Origin of the sequence: Microvirga pakistanensis, from assembly GCF_004458765.1 — a bacterium.
Classification (GTDB): domain Bacteria; phylum Pseudomonadota; class Alphaproteobacteria; order Rhizobiales; family Beijerinckiaceae; genus Microvirga; species Microvirga pakistanensis.
Map to the genome: position 1 here is coordinate 25,362 of NZ_SPJX01000510.1, position 18,371 is coordinate 43,732.

The 18,371-nt window shown below is 61.9% G+C and carries 18 protein-coding genes; 12 read left to right on the plus strand and 6 right to left on the minus strand.

Annotation, left to right across the window (positions count from 1 at the left end; translation table 11 throughout):
- Nucleotides 1-854 precede the first annotated feature (854 nt).
- The 6 genes from E4K09_RS22560 to E4K09_RS30775 all read left to right on the plus strand — a co-directional run bounded on the left by E4K09_RS22560 (nt 855) and on the right by E4K09_RS30775 (nt 3,377).
- On the plus strand, nt 855-1,064 hold the full coding sequence (locus E4K09_RS22560; RefSeq protein WP_134499941.1) for a cold-shock protein: 210 nt from the start codon (nt 855-857) through the stop codon (nt 1,062-1,064).
- Between the two features lie 153 nt (nt 1,065-1,217).
- Nucleotides 1,218-1,418 carry a hypothetical protein gene (locus E4K09_RS22565; RefSeq protein ID WP_134499942.1) on the plus strand — a complete coding sequence of 67 codons (201 nt, stop codon included), beginning with the start codon at nt 1,218-1,220 and terminating at the stop codon, nt 1,416-1,418.
- Between the two features lie 382 nt (nt 1,419-1,800).
- Nucleotides 1,801-2,106, plus strand: coding sequence for a hypothetical protein (locus E4K09_RS22570; protein WP_134499943.1), 306 nt, complete (start codon nt 1,801-1,803; stop codon nt 2,104-2,106).
- A gap of 41 nt (nt 2,107-2,147) precedes the next feature.
- Nucleotides 2,148-2,294 (plus strand): hypothetical protein, encoded by a 147-nt coding sequence (locus tag E4K09_RS29360; RefSeq protein ID WP_166802452.1) that lies wholly within the window; start codon nt 2,148-2,150, stop codon nt 2,292-2,294.
- A 25-nt stretch (nt 2,295-2,319) separates the two neighbouring features.
- On the plus strand, nt 2,320-2,604 hold the full coding sequence (locus E4K09_RS30770) for a PAS domain-containing protein (RefSeq protein ID WP_134499944.1): 285 nt from the start codon (nt 2,320-2,322) through the stop codon (nt 2,602-2,604).
- Nucleotides 2,604-3,377: a PAS domain-containing sensor histidine kinase gene (locus tag E4K09_RS30775; RefSeq protein WP_134499945.1), complete on the plus strand. Its 774-nt coding sequence runs from the start codon at nt 2,604-2,606 to the stop codon at nt 3,375-3,377. The genes E4K09_RS30770 and E4K09_RS30775 overlap by 1 nt, the downstream gene beginning before the upstream one ends.
- A gap of 316 nt (nt 3,378-3,693) precedes the next feature.
- Here E4K09_RS30775 and E4K09_RS22585 read toward each other — a convergent pair whose 3' ends face one another.
- From E4K09_RS22585 to E4K09_RS22600, 4 genes are all read right to left on the minus strand, one after another.
- Nucleotides 3,694-4,050, minus strand: a complete 357-nt coding sequence (locus tag E4K09_RS22585; protein ID WP_134499946.1) for a hypothetical protein — start codon at nt 4,048-4,050, stop codon at nt 3,694-3,696.
- A gap of 371 nt (nt 4,051-4,421) precedes the next feature.
- Nucleotides 4,422-5,060 carry a response regulator gene (locus tag E4K09_RS22590; protein WP_134499947.1) on the minus strand — a complete coding sequence of 213 codons (639 nt, stop codon included), beginning with the start codon at nt 5,058-5,060 and terminating at the stop codon, nt 4,422-4,424.
- A 124-nt stretch (nt 5,061-5,184) separates the two neighbouring features.
- The gene (locus E4K09_RS22595) at nt 5,185-6,906 is read right to left on the minus strand and encodes a hybrid sensor histidine kinase/response regulator (protein WP_166802454.1); all 1,722 of its coding nucleotides are present in this window, start codon (nt 6,904-6,906) and stop codon (nt 5,185-5,187) included.
- Nucleotides 6,907-8,092: 1,186 nt separating this feature from the next.
- Nucleotides 8,093-9,640, minus strand: coding sequence for an MFS transporter (locus E4K09_RS22600; protein WP_134499949.1), 1,548 nt, complete (start codon nt 9,638-9,640; stop codon nt 8,093-8,095).
- A gap of 347 nt (nt 9,641-9,987) precedes the next feature.
- Here E4K09_RS22600 and E4K09_RS22605 point away from each other — a divergent pair, with 347 nt between their 5' ends.
- The 6 genes from E4K09_RS22605 to E4K09_RS22630 are packed head-to-tail and all read left to right on the plus strand — an operon-like array spanning nt 9,988 to nt 16,839.
- Nucleotides 9,988-10,638, plus strand: a complete 651-nt coding sequence (locus tag E4K09_RS22605; RefSeq protein ID WP_134499950.1) for a cytochrome c3 family protein — start codon at nt 9,988-9,990, stop codon at nt 10,636-10,638.
- 5 nt (nt 10,639-10,643) lie between these two features.
- Entirely contained in the window at nt 10,644-13,550 is a 2,907-nt protein-coding gene (locus E4K09_RS22610; RefSeq protein WP_134499951.1) for a TAT-variant-translocated molybdopterin oxidoreductase, read from the plus strand.
- A gap of 4 nt (nt 13,551-13,554) precedes the next feature.
- Entirely contained in the window at nt 13,555-14,868 is a 1,314-nt protein-coding gene (nrfD, locus tag E4K09_RS22615; RefSeq protein WP_134499952.1) for an NrfD/PsrC family molybdoenzyme membrane anchor subunit, read from the plus strand.
- Nucleotides 14,865-15,404 (plus strand): DUF3341 domain-containing protein, encoded by a 540-nt coding sequence (locus E4K09_RS22620; RefSeq protein WP_134499953.1) that lies wholly within the window; start codon nt 14,865-14,867, stop codon nt 15,402-15,404. The genes nrfD and E4K09_RS22620 overlap by 4 nt, the downstream gene beginning before the upstream one ends.
- Nucleotides 15,395-15,892: a c-type cytochrome gene (locus E4K09_RS22625; RefSeq protein WP_166802455.1), complete on the plus strand. Its 498-nt coding sequence runs from the start codon at nt 15,395-15,397 to the stop codon at nt 15,890-15,892. The genes E4K09_RS22620 and E4K09_RS22625 overlap by 10 nt, the downstream gene beginning before the upstream one ends.
- On the plus strand, nt 15,889-16,839 hold the full coding sequence (locus tag E4K09_RS22630) for a hypothetical protein (RefSeq protein WP_134499955.1): 951 nt from the start codon (nt 15,889-15,891) through the stop codon (nt 16,837-16,839). Before E4K09_RS22625 ends, E4K09_RS22630 begins: the two co-directional genes overlap by 4 nt.
- Here the strand turns inward: E4K09_RS22630 and E4K09_RS22635 are convergent.
- Both E4K09_RS22635 and E4K09_RS22640 read right to left on the minus strand, forming a co-directional pair.
- Nucleotides 16,836-17,375: a c-type cytochrome gene (locus tag E4K09_RS22635; RefSeq protein ID WP_204985772.1), complete on the minus strand. Its 540-nt coding sequence runs from the start codon at nt 17,373-17,375 to the stop codon at nt 16,836-16,838. The two genes, E4K09_RS22630 and E4K09_RS22635, sit on opposite strands and share 4 nt — an antisense overlap.
- Complete coding sequence (locus tag E4K09_RS22640; protein WP_166802456.1) at nt 17,372-18,355, minus strand: cytochrome c oxidase assembly protein; 984 nt, start codon at nt 18,353-18,355, stop codon at nt 17,372-17,374. The genes E4K09_RS22635 and E4K09_RS22640 overlap by 4 nt, the downstream gene beginning before the upstream one ends.
- Nucleotides 18,356-18,371: the final 16 nt, after the last annotated feature.

Below are 18,371 nucleotides of genomic sequence, written 5' to 3' on the forward strand. Positions count from 1 at the left end.
ATGAGCACTCAAACGGTTCACGTGGTGGATCGGCCCGTAAGGGTAACAGTCCGGGCGATGCACGACTTCGGGATCGGGCACGCGACCGTCGCTTACGCCAACTGCTCGATGCCCTGCCGGCGGCGGTGTACACAACGGATGCAGCCATTCCACTAGGAATGGCCATTCATGAGCTGACTTCGAACGCGGTCAGGTACGGGGCATTGTCTGTGCTGGGCGGATCCGTCCCGGTCCCATGGGCACTTATGAAAGAATCCGACCATTCCAAGCTCACTATCGACTGGATTGAGCGGAGCCGTCCGGCCATCAGCCCGCCGATTCGGAAGGGCTTTGGCTCCCAGATCTTGAGGTGTACTGAGCAATCAGATCGGTGCGTGCGCCATGATCTCCTACGAACCGGAAGGGCTGCGGGCGCACGTGGCGGTACCGCTTCCGTGTCGCATGTCTCTCCCCAGTCCAATGGATAGCGTCGCCCATCCTTAAGGCCCATCGCAAGCCGCCGTCGTTCTCCCGGATGTTGAGGCCTGCGGCAGTGGGCGACCGTTCACGGGATGGGTTTGATCGATACTGAAGCCCCGCACCCTTGCTCAGCACAGTTCTGTCTTTGAATTTCGTCGAAAACAGCCAAGACTTGTCTAAATCAACGGGAAAGACACACGGCACTTGTTATCAACCTGGAAGAGACCTATATAGATATTATCGGATTTTGGCCGGACAATCGGGTCGTTTCGCTTTTGGTATCGCCAGGCGCACGTTCGGACTTTCTTACCATTACATCGACAAACCGAGTTGAGGCCGTGCTTTTGCGCGCCTTCCCTCACGTGCATCTGCAACAATCGCGAAAGGCTACCCCAATGATTACGGGCACAGTTAAGTTCTACAACGACATGAAGGGCTTCGGCTTCATCCAGCCGAACGATGGCAGCAAGGACGTGTTCGTTCATGCCACCGCCCTTGAGCGCGCCGGCATGCGCAATCTCGTCGAAGGCCAGAAGGTTTCCTTCGACACGGCGGAAGACCGCCGCTCCGGCAAGATCGCCGTTAACAACATCGAAACGGCGTAATCGCTGATGACCGGCTCAGGACACAGGCCTGTGCCGCTTGGTCTTGAAGCCGCTCCCCCGTGGGGCGGCTTTTCTGTTTGCGCCTGCAATCACCCCCGGCAGCGGTTATCCGCCTTGCCCTACCCGACAACAGTTGGGCTCCAGGAGAAAAGAATGTCTCACAAGTACAAAGTCCGTCAATTGGTCCGCATCACCCATCCGAACTTCTCGGACAAGCGCGCAACGACAAGCGGCATCTATGAGGTCACGCGCCTCATGCCGGCCGATCAGACGGGTGAGGTCTCTTACCGCATCAAGTCGTCCGGCTTCGGCGAGCGCGCCGTGCGCGAGAGCGAGATCACGGCACAGGCGTGAACGATTTGACAAGTGCAGACGCCTTCTTTCGCGGATCGCAAATTTACGATCCTGTCGCTCTGCTTCGTCAAGGCCAAGAGACCCTTTACGTTGCGCGCGTCGGCCGGAAGGCGTCACGACAATTTATGATCCTGACGCCAACAGGCGAGCCAGCATGGCCGCATGAGCCGCTCGGCAGCCTCTCCAACGTCGCCTGGGCCCTTCGAGCCCACGCTTGGCATCTCGTTGCGCCCGAGCCTATGGGCGAGAGTACGCAACAGGCCAGAATGTTGGCGCGGCTGCTGACGGAGCGAACCTGACAACGACCAGGGTGGAGGCAAATGGATGAACGAGATTCCATCGCCGGCAACAGGTTCACCTCCCAACCCGCAGGAGGCTCACCATGGTTGATCAACCAACCAATCTTGATGCGCATCGCGGCATGGCGGCCCAGAAGGCCACCGACCTTCGCCGGCTGCGGTCCGAGGTCGAGGCCGATCAGGCCGCACTCCACGCAAGACAAGCGGAACTGGAAGATCTGCTTGCGGCTGCACCCGCCACCGACTGGCCCGAGGCTGTCGAAAAGGCGCGCTACCTGCTGGGTCTGCTTGCGCGGAGTTTGGACGCATCCGACCTGCGTCGCCGCAGGCTGATCGACCGGGTACTGGCCGACTTCGATCATCTGCTCGACAAGCCACCCCACGACTAAGACGATCTTTCCGAAGCCCCAACTGACAATGGAGATAAGCTTTGGCCAGAGGCGAAAAGCGCGGCAACCGCGAAGCGAAGAAGCCGAAGCAGGACAAGCCCAGGAACCCGATCCCAGCCTCTCCCTTCGTGAGCCAAGGCAAGGGCAGCGTTCCAGCCAAACTGGCCGGCGGCAAGAAGACATCGTAGCTGAACCGCACGGGAGCAAAATTAATTGACGCTTGACCCGACACCCGCTGACATCCTTCAGGGGCGAGCCGAAGAGCGGGTGAGTTCCTTCCAGCGCGGCGGCGGCCCGTTCGTCGCTGCGGTCGAGGCCACCCGCATGCCCATGGTGGTCACCGATCCCACGGTCGATGGCAATCCCATCGTTTACGTCAATCAATCCTTCATCGACCTGTTCGGGCACTCCCGCGAGGAGGTCCTCGGCCAGAACTATTTTTTCTCACCGGTCCTGACACCGATCCTGAGGTGGAGCGGCACATCCGGGCTGCCATGATGGCAGACAAGCCTCTCAACCTTGAGGTTCAGCTTCGGGCCAAAAGCGGCCGGCAGGTCTGGGCGGCACAGTTCGTCAGCCCTGTTCACGACGACCAGGGCCGCGTGATCCAGCACTTCGCCTCGTTCTGGGACATCACCCGCCGTATCAGGGCCGAGCAGCGCACCCAGCGCCTGAACGAGGTTTTGGAAAGCCGCGTCAAGGAACGCACCCAGGAACTCCAGAACGAACTCGACCGCCGACATGCCCTGGAAGGGGTCCTGACGGAGAGCATCCGTGAGAAGGACAAGCTTCTGGGCCAAAGAAACGTGCTGCTGCACGAGGTCAACCACCGGGCCAAGAACAGCATCGCCATGGCGATCTCGATGCTGCGCCTTCAGATGGTCCGCCAGGGCAATCCCGGCGTCTCGGAAGCCCTGGAGAACGCCATCCAGCGGCTCGACCATCTCGCCCGCATTCACGAGCTCCTCTACCGGCAGGACAGCAACGACGTGCAGTCGGTCGATATGGCCGCGTATCTAACGGAGCTATGCCGGAACTTCGGCCATCTTCGGAGCCCGGAGGATCAGCGCATCGAACTCATGAGCGACGCGGACGACATCACGTTGGATGTTGATCGGGCCATCAACGTGGCCCTGATTGCCGGCGAGGCGATCACCAACGCCCTCAAGCATGCCTTTCCCGACCTGCGGCGCGGCGCGGTTCGCGTCGGGCTGCACCATGAAGGGGAGGACGACCGCAAAGGCGCTGGCAGGCTTACCTCAGGTCATTGAAGTGACGATGGTGTCCCGCCCGCCAAAGATGCTCGTGTTGGCACCCTTGAAGGCGGGCGGGACTCCGGCACCGCTACTCAACATTGCCCCTACGGAGCCGGAAACTGGGATTTGTAGTCGATCTAAAAGGCCGGCCGGAAATGGGAAAATTATTTGGTTATTAAAATAAACGTAGGTGGCTTAACTGCGCCTACTGGTTCGATTTCGCTCCACGGGTTTCGTCCTGCCCCTATGCTCCCGGTGATATGATTTCTATGAAAAGGGTGGAAATAGGCGTGGTCAAAGGAACCAATAAAAGTCGGCGGGACACATGCTTCTAGTGCAGGTTGTAAACCTGCTGCTGCGCCTTGACGATGAGTTCCACTGCCTGCGCCAGTTCGGGTTCGTCGAGCTCGGTGCAGCCGCAACTGTCAATAACAGTCTGCTGTGCATGAGAGTAAAGCTCCAGCCAGAACCATGGCAAACCCGGCAGCCTTTGCGCTTCCGGAACTTCGGTCAGCCGCGCCTCTAGTGCCCCAAATCGTGCAACCGCCACGGTGTGGGAGCCATCGATCTCCAGCGTGTAAGCAAGCTGGACGTAGGCACGGATGATGCGCTGTTCGATGTCGTCAGGGCTCATCCCGACTCCGGCGAGGCCGATGGGAAATCCTGTAGTCCCGAGCATTGCGTTCATTGTGTTCTCCTGAAGGTCGGGGGCGGATGTCCGTCCCTCCGGCCCTTTCCTCCATACCGTCGATGGCCCAACCGATGATCACGTTGTCTATCCGGACCACTGCCCTTCGCCAGAGGCTGATCAGGCGCTTGCCAATCCACATGGCCCTGTTCCCTTCTTGAGCTGCACCGGGCGCCCCGCAGACTAGGATTTCTTGGCCTGATGCCTTTGAAGGCCTCTGAAGGTCCAGCTACCAGCCGATTGGATACATGGCCGTTCGCGCGCCGCCTCTAGGTCGTCAGCGGTGTGCAGGAAACCCCATCGTCCCCTGGATTGGAATCAGGTGAGGACCCGAGGAGAGGGTCAGGATTGCCCTACCTCTGGCACAGGGGTCAGGGTTCGATCAGCTTGTTGCGCACGGCATAGAGGGCAAGCTCGACACCGGAGCGCAGGTTCAGCTTGCGCATCGCCGCGGTCCGGTGGCTCTCGACTGTCTTGACGCTGACCTTCCAGCGGTCGGCGATGTCGCGGTTGCTCTTCCCCTCCGCCACGAGCTGGATTACCTCCCGCTCGCGGGAAGTCAGGATTTGTGAGGCCACCACCTTGTCGCTGGTCAGGAAGGTGTCGAGCAGGGTCTCCGAGACCCGCGGCGAGAAATAGGGCTGCTTCCGCAGTAGCGCGTGCACCGCCCGGACGACCTCGGCATCGTCCTCCGTCTTGAGCAGATAGCTGCGCGCGCCGGCCCGCAGCACGTCGCGGATGACGTCCTCATTGTTGTGCATCGTGTAGATCAGAACCTCGGTGCCCGGGCTGGCGAGGCGGATGTGCCGGGTCGCTTCGAGGCCGTTCAGCCCCGGCAGGGAGTAATCGAGGATGGCCACCTGCGGTCGGTGCTCGGCGGCCAGATCAACCGCCACTTGGCCATTCTCGGCCTCAGCGCAGACCTGCCAGCCGGCTTGGGCCTCCAGCAGAAATCGCAAGCCCCGGCGCACGATGGCGTGGTCGTCGGCAACAAGAAGTTTCACGGTCATGGTGCCCTCATGGGATCCAACAATCCCTACCTCCTCCGCTGCATCGGCCCCATCGGGTCCGGACCCGAGCAGCAGCTCAGGATTTTCCTGAGTGCCGTCTCCCGTCTTTGGGAGGATGGCCATTCTAACTCATAGCCGTCCCTGCCAAGGGGCCTTCCTCAACCTGCTCCCCCACGGGCACAGCCGGGAACAGGAGACACACCGTCGTGCCCCGGCCCTCCTGGCTGTCAAGCTCCACGTCGCCGGCACTCTGCTGGACGAAGCCTAGTACCTGGCTGAGGCCGAGCCCGTTGCCTTGCCCCTTGGTGGTGAAGAAGGGATCAAAGGCCCGCTCCAGCACGGACACGGGCATTCCGATGCCGGTGTCCGTCACGGTGATCCGAACCCACCGCCCGTCCGGCATGGACTTGCCGGGGAATTCCGCCGGATTGGGAGACGGGCCGGTGGTTTCGGTCGCCAGGGTGATGGTGCCGCCGTCCGGCATGGCATCCTGGGCATTGAGCACCAGATTGAGCAGCGCCGCCTCGAGCTGCACCGGATCGAGGCGGGCTGCGCTGCCCTTGCAGTTCAGCTTGAGGTCGAGCGCGATCCGGGGGCCGGCGGCCTGCCGCAGGATCGGGACGAATCCTGCGATCCGCTCGTCGATCACGGTCAGCTCGGGCCGAAGGTCCTGCCGCCGCGCGAAGGCCAGCAGACGCTCGATCATGGCCCGTGCGCTCTTGAGGGCATGGTCGGCATCGTTGACCAGGGACAGAGCATCCGGATGTTGAGCCAGGGAGGGCTTCAGGAGCAGGAATGTCGACTGCATGATCCTGATGGTGTTCCCGAGATCGTGCGCGATGCCGCCGGCAATGCGCCCGAGTCCCTCGAGCCGCTGAACGCGGCTGAGCCGCGCCTGCTCGGCCCGCTCACGCCGACGGCTTTGCTGGACAAGGAAGATGAGGACACCGATGAGACCCAGAAGGATGGCTGCACTGATGGACACCACGGTCGCGTGCTCGTGCCAAGGCTGGAAGACGGTTTGCTGCGTCAAGCCTACCAGGACGACGGCCGGCATGGTGCCAAGGGCGCGGTACCCGATGACGCGGGTCGTGGCATCGATCGGGCTCGTTCCCCAGTAGACCCCCTGCGGGCTGTGCGAAAGATAGGTGTAAAGGGGTCCGGCGGAGCCGAAGGACTTGCCGATGGCATCCTCGGAGGCCGGGCTGCGGGCCAGAAGGGTGCCGTCGCGCATCAGGAGCGCGATGGTGCCGTTCTCCCCGACAGACAGTCCCTGGTAGAACCGCTCGAAGTAGCGCGGCTCGACGGCGGACGCGACGACACCGCCGAAGCTGCCGTCAGGCCGATTAATTCTTCGGCTGAAGCTGACAAACCAGACCCCGACCGCGCGGCTGCGCAGCGGCTGCCCGACATGCAACCCGAGGTCGGGATTCTCCTGATGGGCCTTGAAGTAGGGCCGGTCTGCCACGCTTGGTCTTGACCTGGGGGGATAGTCGGTAGTGTGCGTGATGAACCCGTCCGGTCCAACGACGTAGAGGGCGCCAACATACGGCAGGGCCTTGAGCCGCTCCTTCAGCGCCTCCCGGAAGAGGGGATCGTAGTCGGGCAGGCCGGGGGCAGCCATCAGGGCATCACGGATGCCAAGGAGGGTAAAGTCGACGGCCTGGAAGGTCCGCTCGGTTTGCTCGGCGAGCACGGCGGCAAGGTTGTGAGCGTCCTGCTCGCCGCGCCTTGCGGTGTCCCTATAGCCTTGCAGGAGCTCCAGCGCGCCCAGCAGCAGGATACCGAGCGCGAGAACCACGGCCGGAGCAAGCGTGAATGGAAATCTCACAGACCTGGGCATCATGCGGCAGATCTCTCCAAGCCAGAAGGCTAATGCAACAGGGGTTGATCTAGGTCGCCCAGCTCGCTCCACCATCCGGCAGGAGCCAAGTCGTTCCTGCGTAGCCGGAACGTTTCTTACGGGCCACGGACTGCCCTCCGACTTGGCCGTGTGAAGGTCTGCTTCTCGACCCTGAGCGGCCCTCCCTCGCCTGCTGTCGTGAACGCCCAGCAAGCAACTTCTGCCCTCCCCTTCCCATCGCGGCCGAAGCAGCATGGATCTGAGCAAGGCTTTACTCGCTTGAGGTTTCTGACCTAGCGCCTCCTAAAGCCATGCTTAGATCTAATCCTTAGTTTTCGTATGTAAATAAAATAATTCTTCTCGTTGAAGTTATGCGAGGCATAGCTACAGCTTGTTTGCCAAATCAGTGCAGCTTTCCTCGGCTGCCATATGAGCTGCTTCATCTGAGATCTAATTTCGAGCGTCAGTGTAGGCCTCTCATAGCCGGCCGAGACACTAACGTCTTTGCTTACAATGCACTTTCGCCGGCTGCGGGTAAGCACTCCCTCTCCTCTTGGTTAATAGAATGACTTGCGAGGCGTCTTCAAACGATCAGTTGGAAATGCAATTGTGAGTGTACTTTAGCGCCAGAACTGCCGCGGCAGTGAAGACTCGGAGGCTGGACCTGCACAATTACTCTCCCGATCCCCTTTGTTTGCTAGTGGAACACACTTCAGTTTCTTTCTTTGGCAGAGTTATCTCGCTGTTCACCAAAGAAATTCCCTGTTTTTATCCGTAGGGAACTTGCCTCCAACGCACTGTTATTGCTCGGAATTCTACATGCCTGCTTATCGGGGCGAACTCATATTGAGCAGGAATCCCTGTATTTCATGACGTATCAGGGAAGGGGATAGCAGAGACAGGTTCGCAGATGACTCCGTCCACCGCCATTATCCAAGTCCCTGAAGTCGCAGTCTTTTGCGCTCTGCGCTAGTATTCGCAAGGCGCGATATCCTTCAGACATTTTTCAGGATGACTGTTCTCTGAAGCGCCCATATTCAGAGTCGAATGAGGCATTTCAGGCGCCAACTTTGCCTCCGTTACCGCCTAGCCCGGTTGTGGCGTGGCAGGAAGGTGTGGCTTACTTTTGTACGCCCTGGCTCCTCATGACATATGCGAAGAAGTAAGCTTTGGATGCCTCAAGTGACGCCTAGCGATGCATCGCAGCGTTCCCATCAATATGAGCTCTAGAATAAATCTTGTGAGCAAGAGCTGCCAAACCGAGCAGCGTGACAGATGCGAGAGCACAACAAGCTGCAAAGCCCAGCGAAAAGCCGCTTCGTGCTACTTCCAACCATGCAGGTGTAGCTCCACCCAACGCCTTGGCAGTCTCAACCGCGCCAGCGAGCGTGTTGGAGACTGCTAGCTGCTGAGCCGTGGTCAGCCCACTCAGGTCCACGCCTTCCATCGTCATGCGGTAGACAAGCGTCCCAAGGCTTCCAAGAAGAGCAACGCCAAGTGCTCCGCCGAACTCTGCGCTTGTCTCGGAAATTGCGGAGGCCGAACCTGCCTGCTCCGGTGGCGCAGTCCCCACGATCAGACCCGTCGTGGTGAGGATAACCGGCACGAAGCCGAGGCCAACCAGCATGCTTGCCGTAAGAACGCCGACCAAGCTCTCGGCGTAGGCGGCGGCTGCCATCACAGATACGCCGACGGCATTGACGAGCAGCCCAAGAAGGACGGTCTTGATCGGCCCAAGTCGGTTCGTGAAACGGTGCGACTGAAACGACATGATCGTGAAGACGAGTGCGGATGGCACAGACCACAAGGCCGCTTCAAGCGGTGATAGGCCAAGAACCAGTTGCAGAAACAGGTTCTGAAACAGGAACACACCGAACACGAAAAACACACCAGCCAGATTGACGATCAGCGAGGCGGTGAATGCGGGGATGCGGAACAGGCGGAGGTCAATCAGCGGATGCGCGAGGCTTTTCTGGCGGCGCACGAACAGCACACCCACCAGCATGCCGGCAGCAATCGCAAGCAGCTGACGCGGCGCAAAGCCATCGGCTGCCATATGTTTGAAGCCGTAGATGACGGGCAGTACGGTCCCAAGTGACAACGCCACACTGAGCAGATCAAGCCTTTCGCCGCCCTCATTCTTGTATTCTGGCAACAGGAAGGGACCTGCGACCAGCAGCGCGAGCATAATTGGGATGTTGATCAGGAACACCGAACCCCAATGAAAGTGTTGCAGCAGCACCCCGCCGAGCAGTGGCCCCGCCAGCCCGCCCAAGGCGAAGGCGGTGCCCCAAATGCTGATCGCCCGGTTTCGCTCGGCTTCGTTCTGAAAGAGATTAACCACCAGAGACAGTGTCGACGGAGCAATGGTCGCGCCGGCGATCCCAAGCAACGCGCGAGCAACGATGAGCTGCTGAGCCGTGCTTGAAAAGGCGGCCAGTGCGGACGCCAGACCGAAAGCGAAGGCACCGATGAGCAGCACACGCCGACGACCGATCCGATCGCCAAGCGTTCCCATCGTCACGAGGAAGCCCGCGACCATGAAGCCATAGATGTCGTTAATCCAGAGAAGTTCCGATGCCGATGGATCGAGATCTGCAACGATGGCAGGCATCGCCAGAAAGAGAACGGACAAGTCCATTGAGTATATCAGACAGGCGATCGACAGGACGCAGAGCCCGATCCACTCACGACGACCGGCGAGCGGCTGATTCTTGACTGAGGCTTGTTCTTGCATAAACCGACCTTCATCTTCGCAAGGGCACGTACTTACACGCCCTCACGAGGATTCGGCAACTCGAACCCTGATCTGAAACCGCCCTATTCTAGAACAACGGTGGCTTCGACCTCGAAGAGCATGGGGTTGATCGAAAGCCTGGGCGGGCGACAGGCCGGGCAACTCCAATAGCGATGCTACCCTGATTGACCGACCGGTCGGGCACAGGTTGCCAAGTCTGATAACAGGCTTTGAGCCAGAAGGGATCTAAGGCGTTAGGGAACGATCCAGCTCCAAATCGATTGTTCAACAGCGAAGCTTCACCTCGGGCACCGGACCCGACACATGAGGGGTGCGCAGCACAGCCGATGGCGCAGCTTTTCACACCGGCAGCCACCACCCTGTTCCGGGTGGTCATCGTGCTCACGGGGCTTGGACTCCTGGGATCGGGCGTGACCGCTTATCTATGGGCACGCGCCGATAGCACCTGGAACGTCGGCAAGCCCGCGCCTCAGCCAGTCCCATTCCGGCATGATCTTCATGCGGGCGAACTCAGCATCGACTGCCGCTACTGCCATTCAACTGTCGAACACGCGGCCGATGCGGGTATGCCATCGGCCCAGACCTGTATGTCCTGCCATTCCCAGGTCTGGGTGGGAGCGAGCGTTCTCGAACCTGTGCGTTCGAGTTTCGCGCTCGGTCAGCCGATCCAGTGGGCGTCCGTTCACCGCCTGCCGGACTATGCCTATTTCCATCACGCGGCTCATGTGACGAAGGGCGTCGCCTGCGAAACCTGTCACGGTCGTGTGGACCAGATGCCGAAGACGGTGAAGGCCCAGACACTCTCCATGGGGTGGTGCCTGGACTGCCATCGCGATCCGGTGCCGAACCTTCGTCCTCACGAGGCAGTGTTCGCCATGGGCTACCAGCCTCATGGCGATGGACTGCCCGAAGACATTCGCGAGTTCTACCGGGAGGCTTCCCGACGGCTCACCAGCTGCAATACATGTCACCGGTAGGTTCGATGAGCGAGGGAACGACAATCGATTTCGAAGCCGTGAGGGCCCGTCTCGCGTCAGAGGAGGGCCCGCGTCTCTGGCGCAGCCTCGAGGAGCTCGCGGATGTGCCGGAGGTGCGTCGGTACATCGAGGCCGAGTTTCCCGACATCATGCAGGCGTCCCACGTTGATCGGCGCACGCTGCTGAGGCTGATGGGCGCCTCTCTGGCGTTGGGAGGCTTGGCGGCTTGCAACGGCAGCGATGCCAGCTCAAGGGCACCGCTCCTGTCGCAGAGCCACAACATGCCAGGCTATGTGCCGGGTGTGCCGGTGACGATCGCCACCTCGCTGCCCCTGAACGGCTATGGCAGGGGCGTGCTCGTCAAGGCGCAGGAAGGCCGCCCGATCAAGATCGAGGGAAATCGGCTCCACCCCGCGAGCCTCGGCGCGACCGATGTGTTCGCGCAGGCCGAGATCTTGTCGCTCTACGATCCGGACCGATCGGATACTCCGCTGCAAGGTGATCGGCCGCGGACTTGGGAGGAGTTGACGAACTTCATCCGCCCCGTGCGCAACGAACTCGTGGTCGACGAGGGTAGAGGGCTCCACATCCTGATGCCGCCGACCTCTTCGCCGAGTCTGCACAGGCTGGTCGGGCAGGCCCGACAGCTCTTCCCGCATGCGCAATGGCATGTGTTCTCACCGCTCGACGACGGCAACCACCAGGCTGCGGCCATGGCCGTATTCGGACGCAACGTGGAGCTGGTCTATGATCTGACGCAGGCCGATGTCATCGTCACCCTCGGGGGAGATCTCTTTGCTGAGGAGCCGGGCCACATCCGCTACGCAGCCGATTATCAGGCGCGACGGCGGATTCTGGAGCGAGGTCTTCCCCGGCTATTCGCTGTTGAAACGCGCATGAGCCTCGTGGGCACCCGTGCGGACGAGCGAATCCCGCTCCGACCGAGAGACTTCGAGGCCTTCGCCGAGGCACTCGCAGCAACTCTCGATACGGGGGCTGCGCCATCGGGATCCCATCCCGCCATTCCCGCTCTGGCCGATGCGCTGCGCCGCACCGCGCCCCGCAGCCTCGTTGCAGCAGGACGCGAGCAACCCGCCCGCGTTCATGCCCTCGCGCTCGTCATCAATGCGCGGCTCGGAGCTTTCGGCGCAACAATACGCGCCATCGAGCCCCTGCGCACCCTGGGTGGCGAGGTCCGGTCGCTGGATGATTTGGCAGCGGCGATCAGCGCCGGGCAGGTGTCGCGTCTCGTCATCCTGGGCGGAAACCCCGTCTACACCGCGCCGGCCGACATCGACCTCGCCGCGCTCGTGCAACGTGTTCCGCTGTCCCTGCATCTCGGTCAACACCGGGATGAGACGGCTGCCGTCTGTCACTGGCATATCCCTGAGAGCCATCCGCTCGAAAGCTGGGGTGACCTGCGGGCCTTCGACGGAACGGTCGGGTTACGTCAGCCGACGACGATACGGCTGAAGCCGGGCTTGAGCGCGGAAGAGCTCCTCGGCCTCATGGCAGGGCAAACCGTGGATGGACGCGGACTCGTCCAGGCCACATGGCGCGAGGCCTGGGGCGAGGCCTTCGACGAACGCTGGGCACGATCTCTGGAAGACGGCGTAATCGATGGCTCCGCGGCCCCAAGCGTTGATGTCGCAATCCGGCCGGACTGGAGACTGGAACCCGCTGCACCGGTCCCATCCTCGGGAATCGATGTTCTGTTCGCGCCCGATCCGTCCGTATGGGATGGCTCCTATGCCAACAATGGCTGGCTGCAGGAATTGCCGAAACCGCTCACGAAGCAGGTCTGGGGCAATGCCGCCCTGATTGCTCCGGAAACGGCGGAACTCTTCGGGCTCGCCTCGGGTGATGCCGTCGACCTGTCAGTCAACGGGCGCGTCGTGCGAGCGCCTGTGTGGGTGCTGCCGGGCCATGTCCCTGGCGCCGTGACGCTGCCTCTCGGCTATGGTCGCCGACTGGCTGGCCGGATCGGCAACGGGATCGGCTTCGACGCTTATACCGTTCGCTCTTCGAAGGCCCTATGGCTGGCGGTCGGGGAGATGCGGCGTGTGGGCGAAAAGGTCGCGATCATCTCAACGCAGCAGCACCATTCGCTGCAGGGACGCGATATCGTGCGCGTGGTGGCGCCCGGTGAGGCCGTGCCTCCTGAGCCTGCACATCCATCCGTTTATCCCGAATGGCCCTACAAGGAGCATGCCTGGGGCATGGCCATCGATCTCGACGCCTGCATCGGCTGCAATGCCTGCGTAATCTCCTGCCAAGCTGAGAACAATATTGCCGTCGTCGGTCCTGAGGAGGTCGCGAAAGGGCGCGAGATGCACTGGCTTCGGGTTGACAGATATTATGCCGGCGACCCCGCAACGCCGGATGTCTATTTCCAGCCGGTCCTGTGCATGCATTGCGAGAAGGCCCCTTGCGAGGTCGTCTGTCCTGTCAACGCGACGGTGCATTCCTCGGAAGGGCTCAACGACATGGTCTATAATCGCTGCATCGGCACACGAACCTGCTCGAACAACTGCCCCTACAAGGTGCGGCGCTTCAATTTCGTCGACTATCAAGCCACCGAGGTCTCGGCCCCTTTCGAGGCCATGAACCCGCAGGTGACCGTTCGCGATCGCGGCGTGATGGAAAAATGCACCTTCTGCGTCCAGCGAATTGGGGAAGCGCGCGCGAATGCCCGCGTGGAGGATCGGCGTCTGGCTGACGGCGAGGTAATGACCGCCTGCCAACAGGCCTGTCCGACGCAGGCTATTGTGTTTGGTGACATCAACGATCCCGCCAGCGCCGTGAGCCGCCTCAAACAGAGTCCACGCAATTATGCGCTGCTGGGATCGCTGAACACCCAGCCGCGCACCACCTATCTCGCGCGTGTCGAAGACCCGAAGGGGAACGGATAGGCAAATGAGCAGCGACGCCCATGCAGCGACGAGCCGGGTGGCCGATGTCCCACTCTCTCCGCACTTTGGCTGGGCGTGGTGGCTTGCGCTTCTGTTCGCTGGCGGGCTTGTCGCGCTCCTCGGCTACACGCTGATTTCCGTCACCATCATCGGCGTCGGCGTCTGGGGCGTGAACATCCCCTACGTCTGGGGCTTCGATCTCATCAACTATGCCTGGTGGATCGGCATCGCCAACGGCGCGAGCCTCTTTGCCGCCATCCTGGTCCTGCGGCGTCACGATCTGCGCACGGCGGTCAACCGTTTTGCGGAGGGCGTTGCTCTCTTTGCGGTCATCTGCGCCGGAATCTTTCCGATCTTTCATCTCGGGCGCCCCTGGCTGTTCTATTGGACATTTCCCTACCCGGCGACTTTCGAGGTCTGGCCGCAGTTTCGCAGCACCCTGACCTGGGATTTCTGGGCCATCAGCACTCATGTGATCGTCACGAGCCTGCTGTGGTACGTGGGCTTGATCCCCGATCTGGCGACGCTTCGCGACCGTGCCAGGCGCCCGAGCGTGCAGCGAATCTATGGCGTCTTCGCGCTCGGTTGGCGCGGCTCCGTGCGCCATTGGGCCTATCACCAGCGCGCCTACCGTCTCGTGGCCATCCTGGTGCTGCCCCTGATCCTGATCATGCAGAGCACCGTCGCCTTCGAATTTGCGGTGACCCTGGTGCCCGACTGGCACGAAACGCGCCAGCCGCTCCACTTCGTGGCGACAGGCTTAGCGCAGGGCCTCTCCATCGTGCTCCTCGTCGCGGTGCTCCTCCGCTGGGGCCTGCGGCTCGGGCGCTACATCGACGAGGGAGACATCGACCTTTTGGGCAAGCTGGTGCTCGCAAGCGCTCTGGTCTCCGGCTATCTCTACATCGACGAGATCGCCGCGGCCCTCCTGTCGGGAGGACTGGCGCGGAAGGCGACCTTCACCCGCATGACAGGCGAGTATGCGGGGCTCTACTGGACGGCAATCGTCTACTCGATCTTGATCCCGCAGTTGTTCTGGTTCAGGAGCGCCCGGTTGAGCACCGTGAGTGGAGTCTTCGTCGGAGTCTCCATCGGAATCGGCATCTGGTTCGACCGTTTCTCCATTATCGTCGGCGGCCTCCAGACCGACTATCTCCCATCCATCGGGCGCAGCTACAGCCCGACGCTGCCGGAAACAGGCCTCTTCCTGGGAACGGTTGGGTTGTTCGTAGCTCTTCTGCTGCTCTTCGTCCGCTTTCTGCCCGTGATCTCCATGTTCGAGACACGCCATGACGAGCACGAGGAGAAATCCTCATGACACAGCAATCCTATGGCATCATGGCGGAGTTCAAGAGCCCTGAGGCCCTCATGGAGGCGGTCAGGGCTGCCAAGCGCGCGGGCTATACGAAGCTCGATGCGTTCAGTCCCTTTCCCTTGGCAGACCTCGCCAGGGAACTCGGTGTCCGCACAGGTATGATCCCCTGGATTGCGCTCGTCGCCGGCCTCGTCGGAGCAGCCATTCAGTACGGCTCGCAATACTGGATGAATGCTGTCGACTATCCGTTGAATGTGGGCGGGCGACCCCTTCACAGCTGGCCAGCTTACATTCCCGCGTCATTGATCGTCGCCATCCTCTGGGCGGGCGCAGCAACCCTGATCGGCCTTCTCCTGATCCTGCGACTGCCGCGCCTGCACCATCCGGTCTTCGCGTTTCCGGGGTTTGAACGCGCGTCGGAGGACCGGTTCTTCCTCTGCATCATGCAGGACGATCCGATGTTCGACAGTGCAACCGTGCACGCGTTCTTCGGAGCGCTCTCGCCCCTGGCCGTACAGGAGGTTCCGGCGTGCGACTAGCGACAGCCATCGCGAGCCTTGTTCTGCTGGCCGCCTGCGACACCGGAACCGAGGAGCGGGATGCCGTTGCTTCGACGCGCACGGTCCAGCGAGGCTACGTGCCCGTTCCTCCCGGTACGGTCCCGAGAGGAACGTCCGCGCAGGTTGCTGCGCTCGCACTTCCGGGGCCGGAGCGTACGCCGGCTCTGCTCGCCCGCGGGGAAGAGCAGTTCAAGGCTTTCTGCTCCCCCTGCCACGGCGTAAGCGGGCGTGGCGATGGCCCCGTCGTCTCAAAAGGCTTCGCCCCGCCTCCTTCCTATCACGAGGAGCGCCTCCGGGTCCTGACGCCCGCGCAGATCGTGCAGGTGATCACCCAGGGCAGAGGACGGATGTTTCCCTATGCCGACCGTGTTCCGCCTGAAGGCCGTTGGGCGATCGCCCACTATGTGAAGGAACTGCAGGAGCGTGGCATCGGGGCTGCGTCAGGACAGGAAGGGGCTGAACCATGAGCGCAATGGAAGCCCTCTACATCGTCTTCGTTGTCCTTGCAGGCATCGGGATGGGCAGCCTCGTGGTGCTGATGGTCGGACATCTCATGAACGAGCACTGGCTCGCGCCGGTGCGTGCCGAAGCGGAGGCTGCCGCCTTGACGCTTCCCCTGCTTCTTCTGCTAGGACTCGTACTGGCCTTTGGTCTCGGCGAACTTTTCCCTTGGGCTGGCCGCCCACTCGATCTTCCTTCTGCACGGGCGACTTATCTGAGCCCCGGCCTCTTCATGATCCGGAGCGCCGCGTATCTTCTGATCTGCATAGGATTTGCATATTGGTTGACGCACACTCGCCACCTGCGACGCGCCAGCGCCATAGGTCTCGCGCTGCTGACGCCGGTCATGACCTTCTCGGCCTATGATTGGGTGCTCTCACGGGAGCCGCATTGGTGGTCGAGCCTGTTTGGATTCGCATTCGGACTGGGGCAGGCTCTCGCAGCCCTTGCGAGCGCGATCCTGATCACGCTCCTCAAGAGGGAGCCCGCGTCTCCCAGGCGCATGGCAAGCCTTGAGCGTGCCTTGCTGACCCTGCTGCTGCTGACGGCCTGGACATGGTTTGCGCAGTTCCTGATCGTCTGGCTCGCGAACTTGCCGCACGAGGTCGCGTGGTATCTGGAGCGCTCGGACGACAGCAGCCTGGCCCTCCTCGGAACGTCTTATGTGCTGATGCTTGCCGCCATCGTCATCCTCGTGCCCTCCGGCGTGAGCCGCATGGCGATGCTCATCGGCAGCGCGCTGGCGCTCCTGCATCATACCACGCATATGATCTGGGTGCTGCAGCCGCGCGGGGGCCTTTCCTGGTTCGCTCTCGGGTTGATCCTCGCGGTTGCCGCTCTCTGGGTCGGTGTCTATGCGGCCGTCATGCGCGCTCGTCCGACCTATATCGATGAGGCTGCGGAAGAGCCCTAGCTCTTCGGCTCACTTCCATCGGGATCGGGAACGAGGCGGCGGGTGCGGACATCGTTTTCCGAGGGAACGACCGGAGCATCCGGGATGTCCGCTGCCACCTCATCCCCGCCGCGGAGGGGCAGAGGCGGGTCGGGCGGATACACACGCATCCCGTCGCGCCCAAGGGAATAGAGATAGGCGGCGATGTGCCGAGCCTCCGCCTCGGTCAATCCCTGCGCGGGCATGCCGGTTGTGGGCTTCAGGGCGACAGGGTCCATCAGCCAGGCGATCAGGTTCTGCGGCGTATTCGGCAGGAAGCCGGCGAGGAGATGCTGCTGCGCGTATTCCTCCAGGCCCGGCCCCACCTTGCCTCGCGCTCCTCGGACATTCTCGATCGTATGGCAGGTGCCGCAGCCATAGGCTTGAATGAGCGCATGGCCCTGCTCCGGCTCACCGCCTGCAATCGCGAGGCGCGAGGATTGGTCCTGCGTGTCGCTGCATGCGGCAAGTCCCGTCAGGACAATCGGCATCAGGGCGAGGATAGAGCGAAAGATCATCGGCTTGGCTTCAGGACATCTGTCATGGCAACCGGCGAAGGCCGCACCCGTTCCGATCCGCGCGGCGTCAGGAGGCGAAGCGCCATGATGAGCCCTGCCGCGAGATAGAGCGCGCACATGGGAAGGGACATGATGGCTCCTGCCAGTTGCTGATCTTCCAGAGCCGTCAGACCCCAATCCGTCGTGTCTGGCGCATGATACAGCGCTTCCCGCGCGAAGCTGAGAAGGGCGCTCAGGAGGCCGCTCTGGAGCAGGGTGATGAAGCAGGCGATCAGCGCGGCAGCGGCCGCCTCCCGACCGGAATGGGCCTTGATGATGGCCCGCCAGAACAGCAGCGCTGTGCCAAAGAACAGGACATGCTCCAGCCAGTGCAGCCCGTCTGAGGCGACCGCCGCATCGAACAGCATCGGGCTGTGCCAGACCCACAGGGTCGCCATGTGGATCAGAGCTGCCGGGATGGGCCTCGCACAGGGCGACAGGATCGCGAGCATGAATCGCAGCGGGCCGTGGCGCGCGACACCACGCCGCCAAGTGGGCGGCAGCGCCCAGAGCCACGCAACCTCAGGCTTGCCGAGAACGAGAAGCGGCGGCGCGACTGCGATCAGCAGGATGTGCTGCACCATGTGGGCCGAGAGAAGGATTGAGGACAGCGCCTCAAGCGGCGAGAGGAGCGCGATGACGAGCAGGACCACTCCTAAGACGAAGCAGACAATCTGCCGCATGCCAAAGCCGGGTGGAAATCGCCCGACGCGCCGCCGCAGATGCCAGACCCCGCGGATGAAAAGCAGACCCGATGCGAGCAACGGAACCGAAATCAGCGGGTCCGCATGCCATGCATGCCAGAGATCGCTTGCCTCGTGACGTGCTGCCCCATGAGCGAAAGCAGGGATGTCGAACAGGATGGTGGCCAATCCTGCGGCGGGGCCTAGTTTGGTCTTGATGGGCCTGTTCGGGAACGCCTTTCGGGAACCAAGTCTCACGGCCAAGCTTTTCCAT

Bases quoted from the DNA above. Each gene is read 5' to 3' on its own strand.
- E4K09_RS22590 (WP_134499947.1), bottom strand. From the start codon at position 5,060: ATGACCGTGAAACTTCTTGTTGCCGACGACCACGCCATCGTGCGCCGG.
- E4K09_RS22610 (WP_134499951.1), top strand. From the start codon at position 10,644: ATGAGCGAGGGAACGACAATCGATTTCGAAGCCGTGAGGGCCCGTCTC.
- E4K09_RS22635 (WP_204985772.1), bottom strand. From the start codon at position 17,375: ATGATCTTTCGCTCTATCCTCGCCCTGATGCCGATTGTCCTGACGGGA.
- E4K09_RS22600 (WP_134499949.1), bottom strand. From the start codon at position 9,640: ATGCAAGAACAAGCCTCAGTCAAGAATCAGCCGCTCGCCGGTCGTCGT.
- E4K09_RS22565 (WP_134499942.1), top strand. From the start codon at position 1,218: ATGTCTCACAAGTACAAAGTCCGTCAATTGGTCCGCATCACCCATCCG.
- E4K09_RS22585 (WP_134499946.1), bottom strand. From the start codon at position 4,050: ATGAACGCAATGCTCGGGACTACAGGATTTCCCATCGGCCTCGCCGGA.
- nrfD (WP_134499952.1), top strand. From the start codon at position 13,555: ATGAGCAGCGACGCCCATGCAGCGACGAGCCGGGTGGCCGATGTCCCA.
- E4K09_RS22595 (WP_166802454.1), bottom strand. From the start codon at position 6,906: ATGATGCCCAGGTCTGTGAGATTTCCATTCACGCTTGCTCCGGCCGTG.
- E4K09_RS22620 (WP_134499953.1), top strand. From the start codon at position 14,865: ATGACACAGCAATCCTATGGCATCATGGCGGAGTTCAAGAGCCCTGAG.
- E4K09_RS22605 (WP_134499950.1), top strand. From the start codon at position 9,988: ATGGCGCAGCTTTTCACACCGGCAGCCACCACCCTGTTCCGGGTGGTC.
- E4K09_RS22630 (WP_134499955.1), top strand. From the start codon at position 15,889: ATGAGCGCAATGGAAGCCCTCTACATCGTCTTCGTTGTCCTTGCAGGC.
- E4K09_RS30775 (WP_134499945.1), top strand. From the start codon at position 2,604: ATGGCAGACAAGCCTCTCAACCTTGAGGTTCAGCTTCGGGCCAAAAGC.
- E4K09_RS22570 (WP_134499943.1), top strand. From the start codon at position 1,801: ATGGTTGATCAACCAACCAATCTTGATGCGCATCGCGGCATGGCGGCC.
- E4K09_RS22560 (WP_134499941.1), top strand. From the start codon at position 855: ATGATTACGGGCACAGTTAAGTTCTACAACGACATGAAGGGCTTCGGC.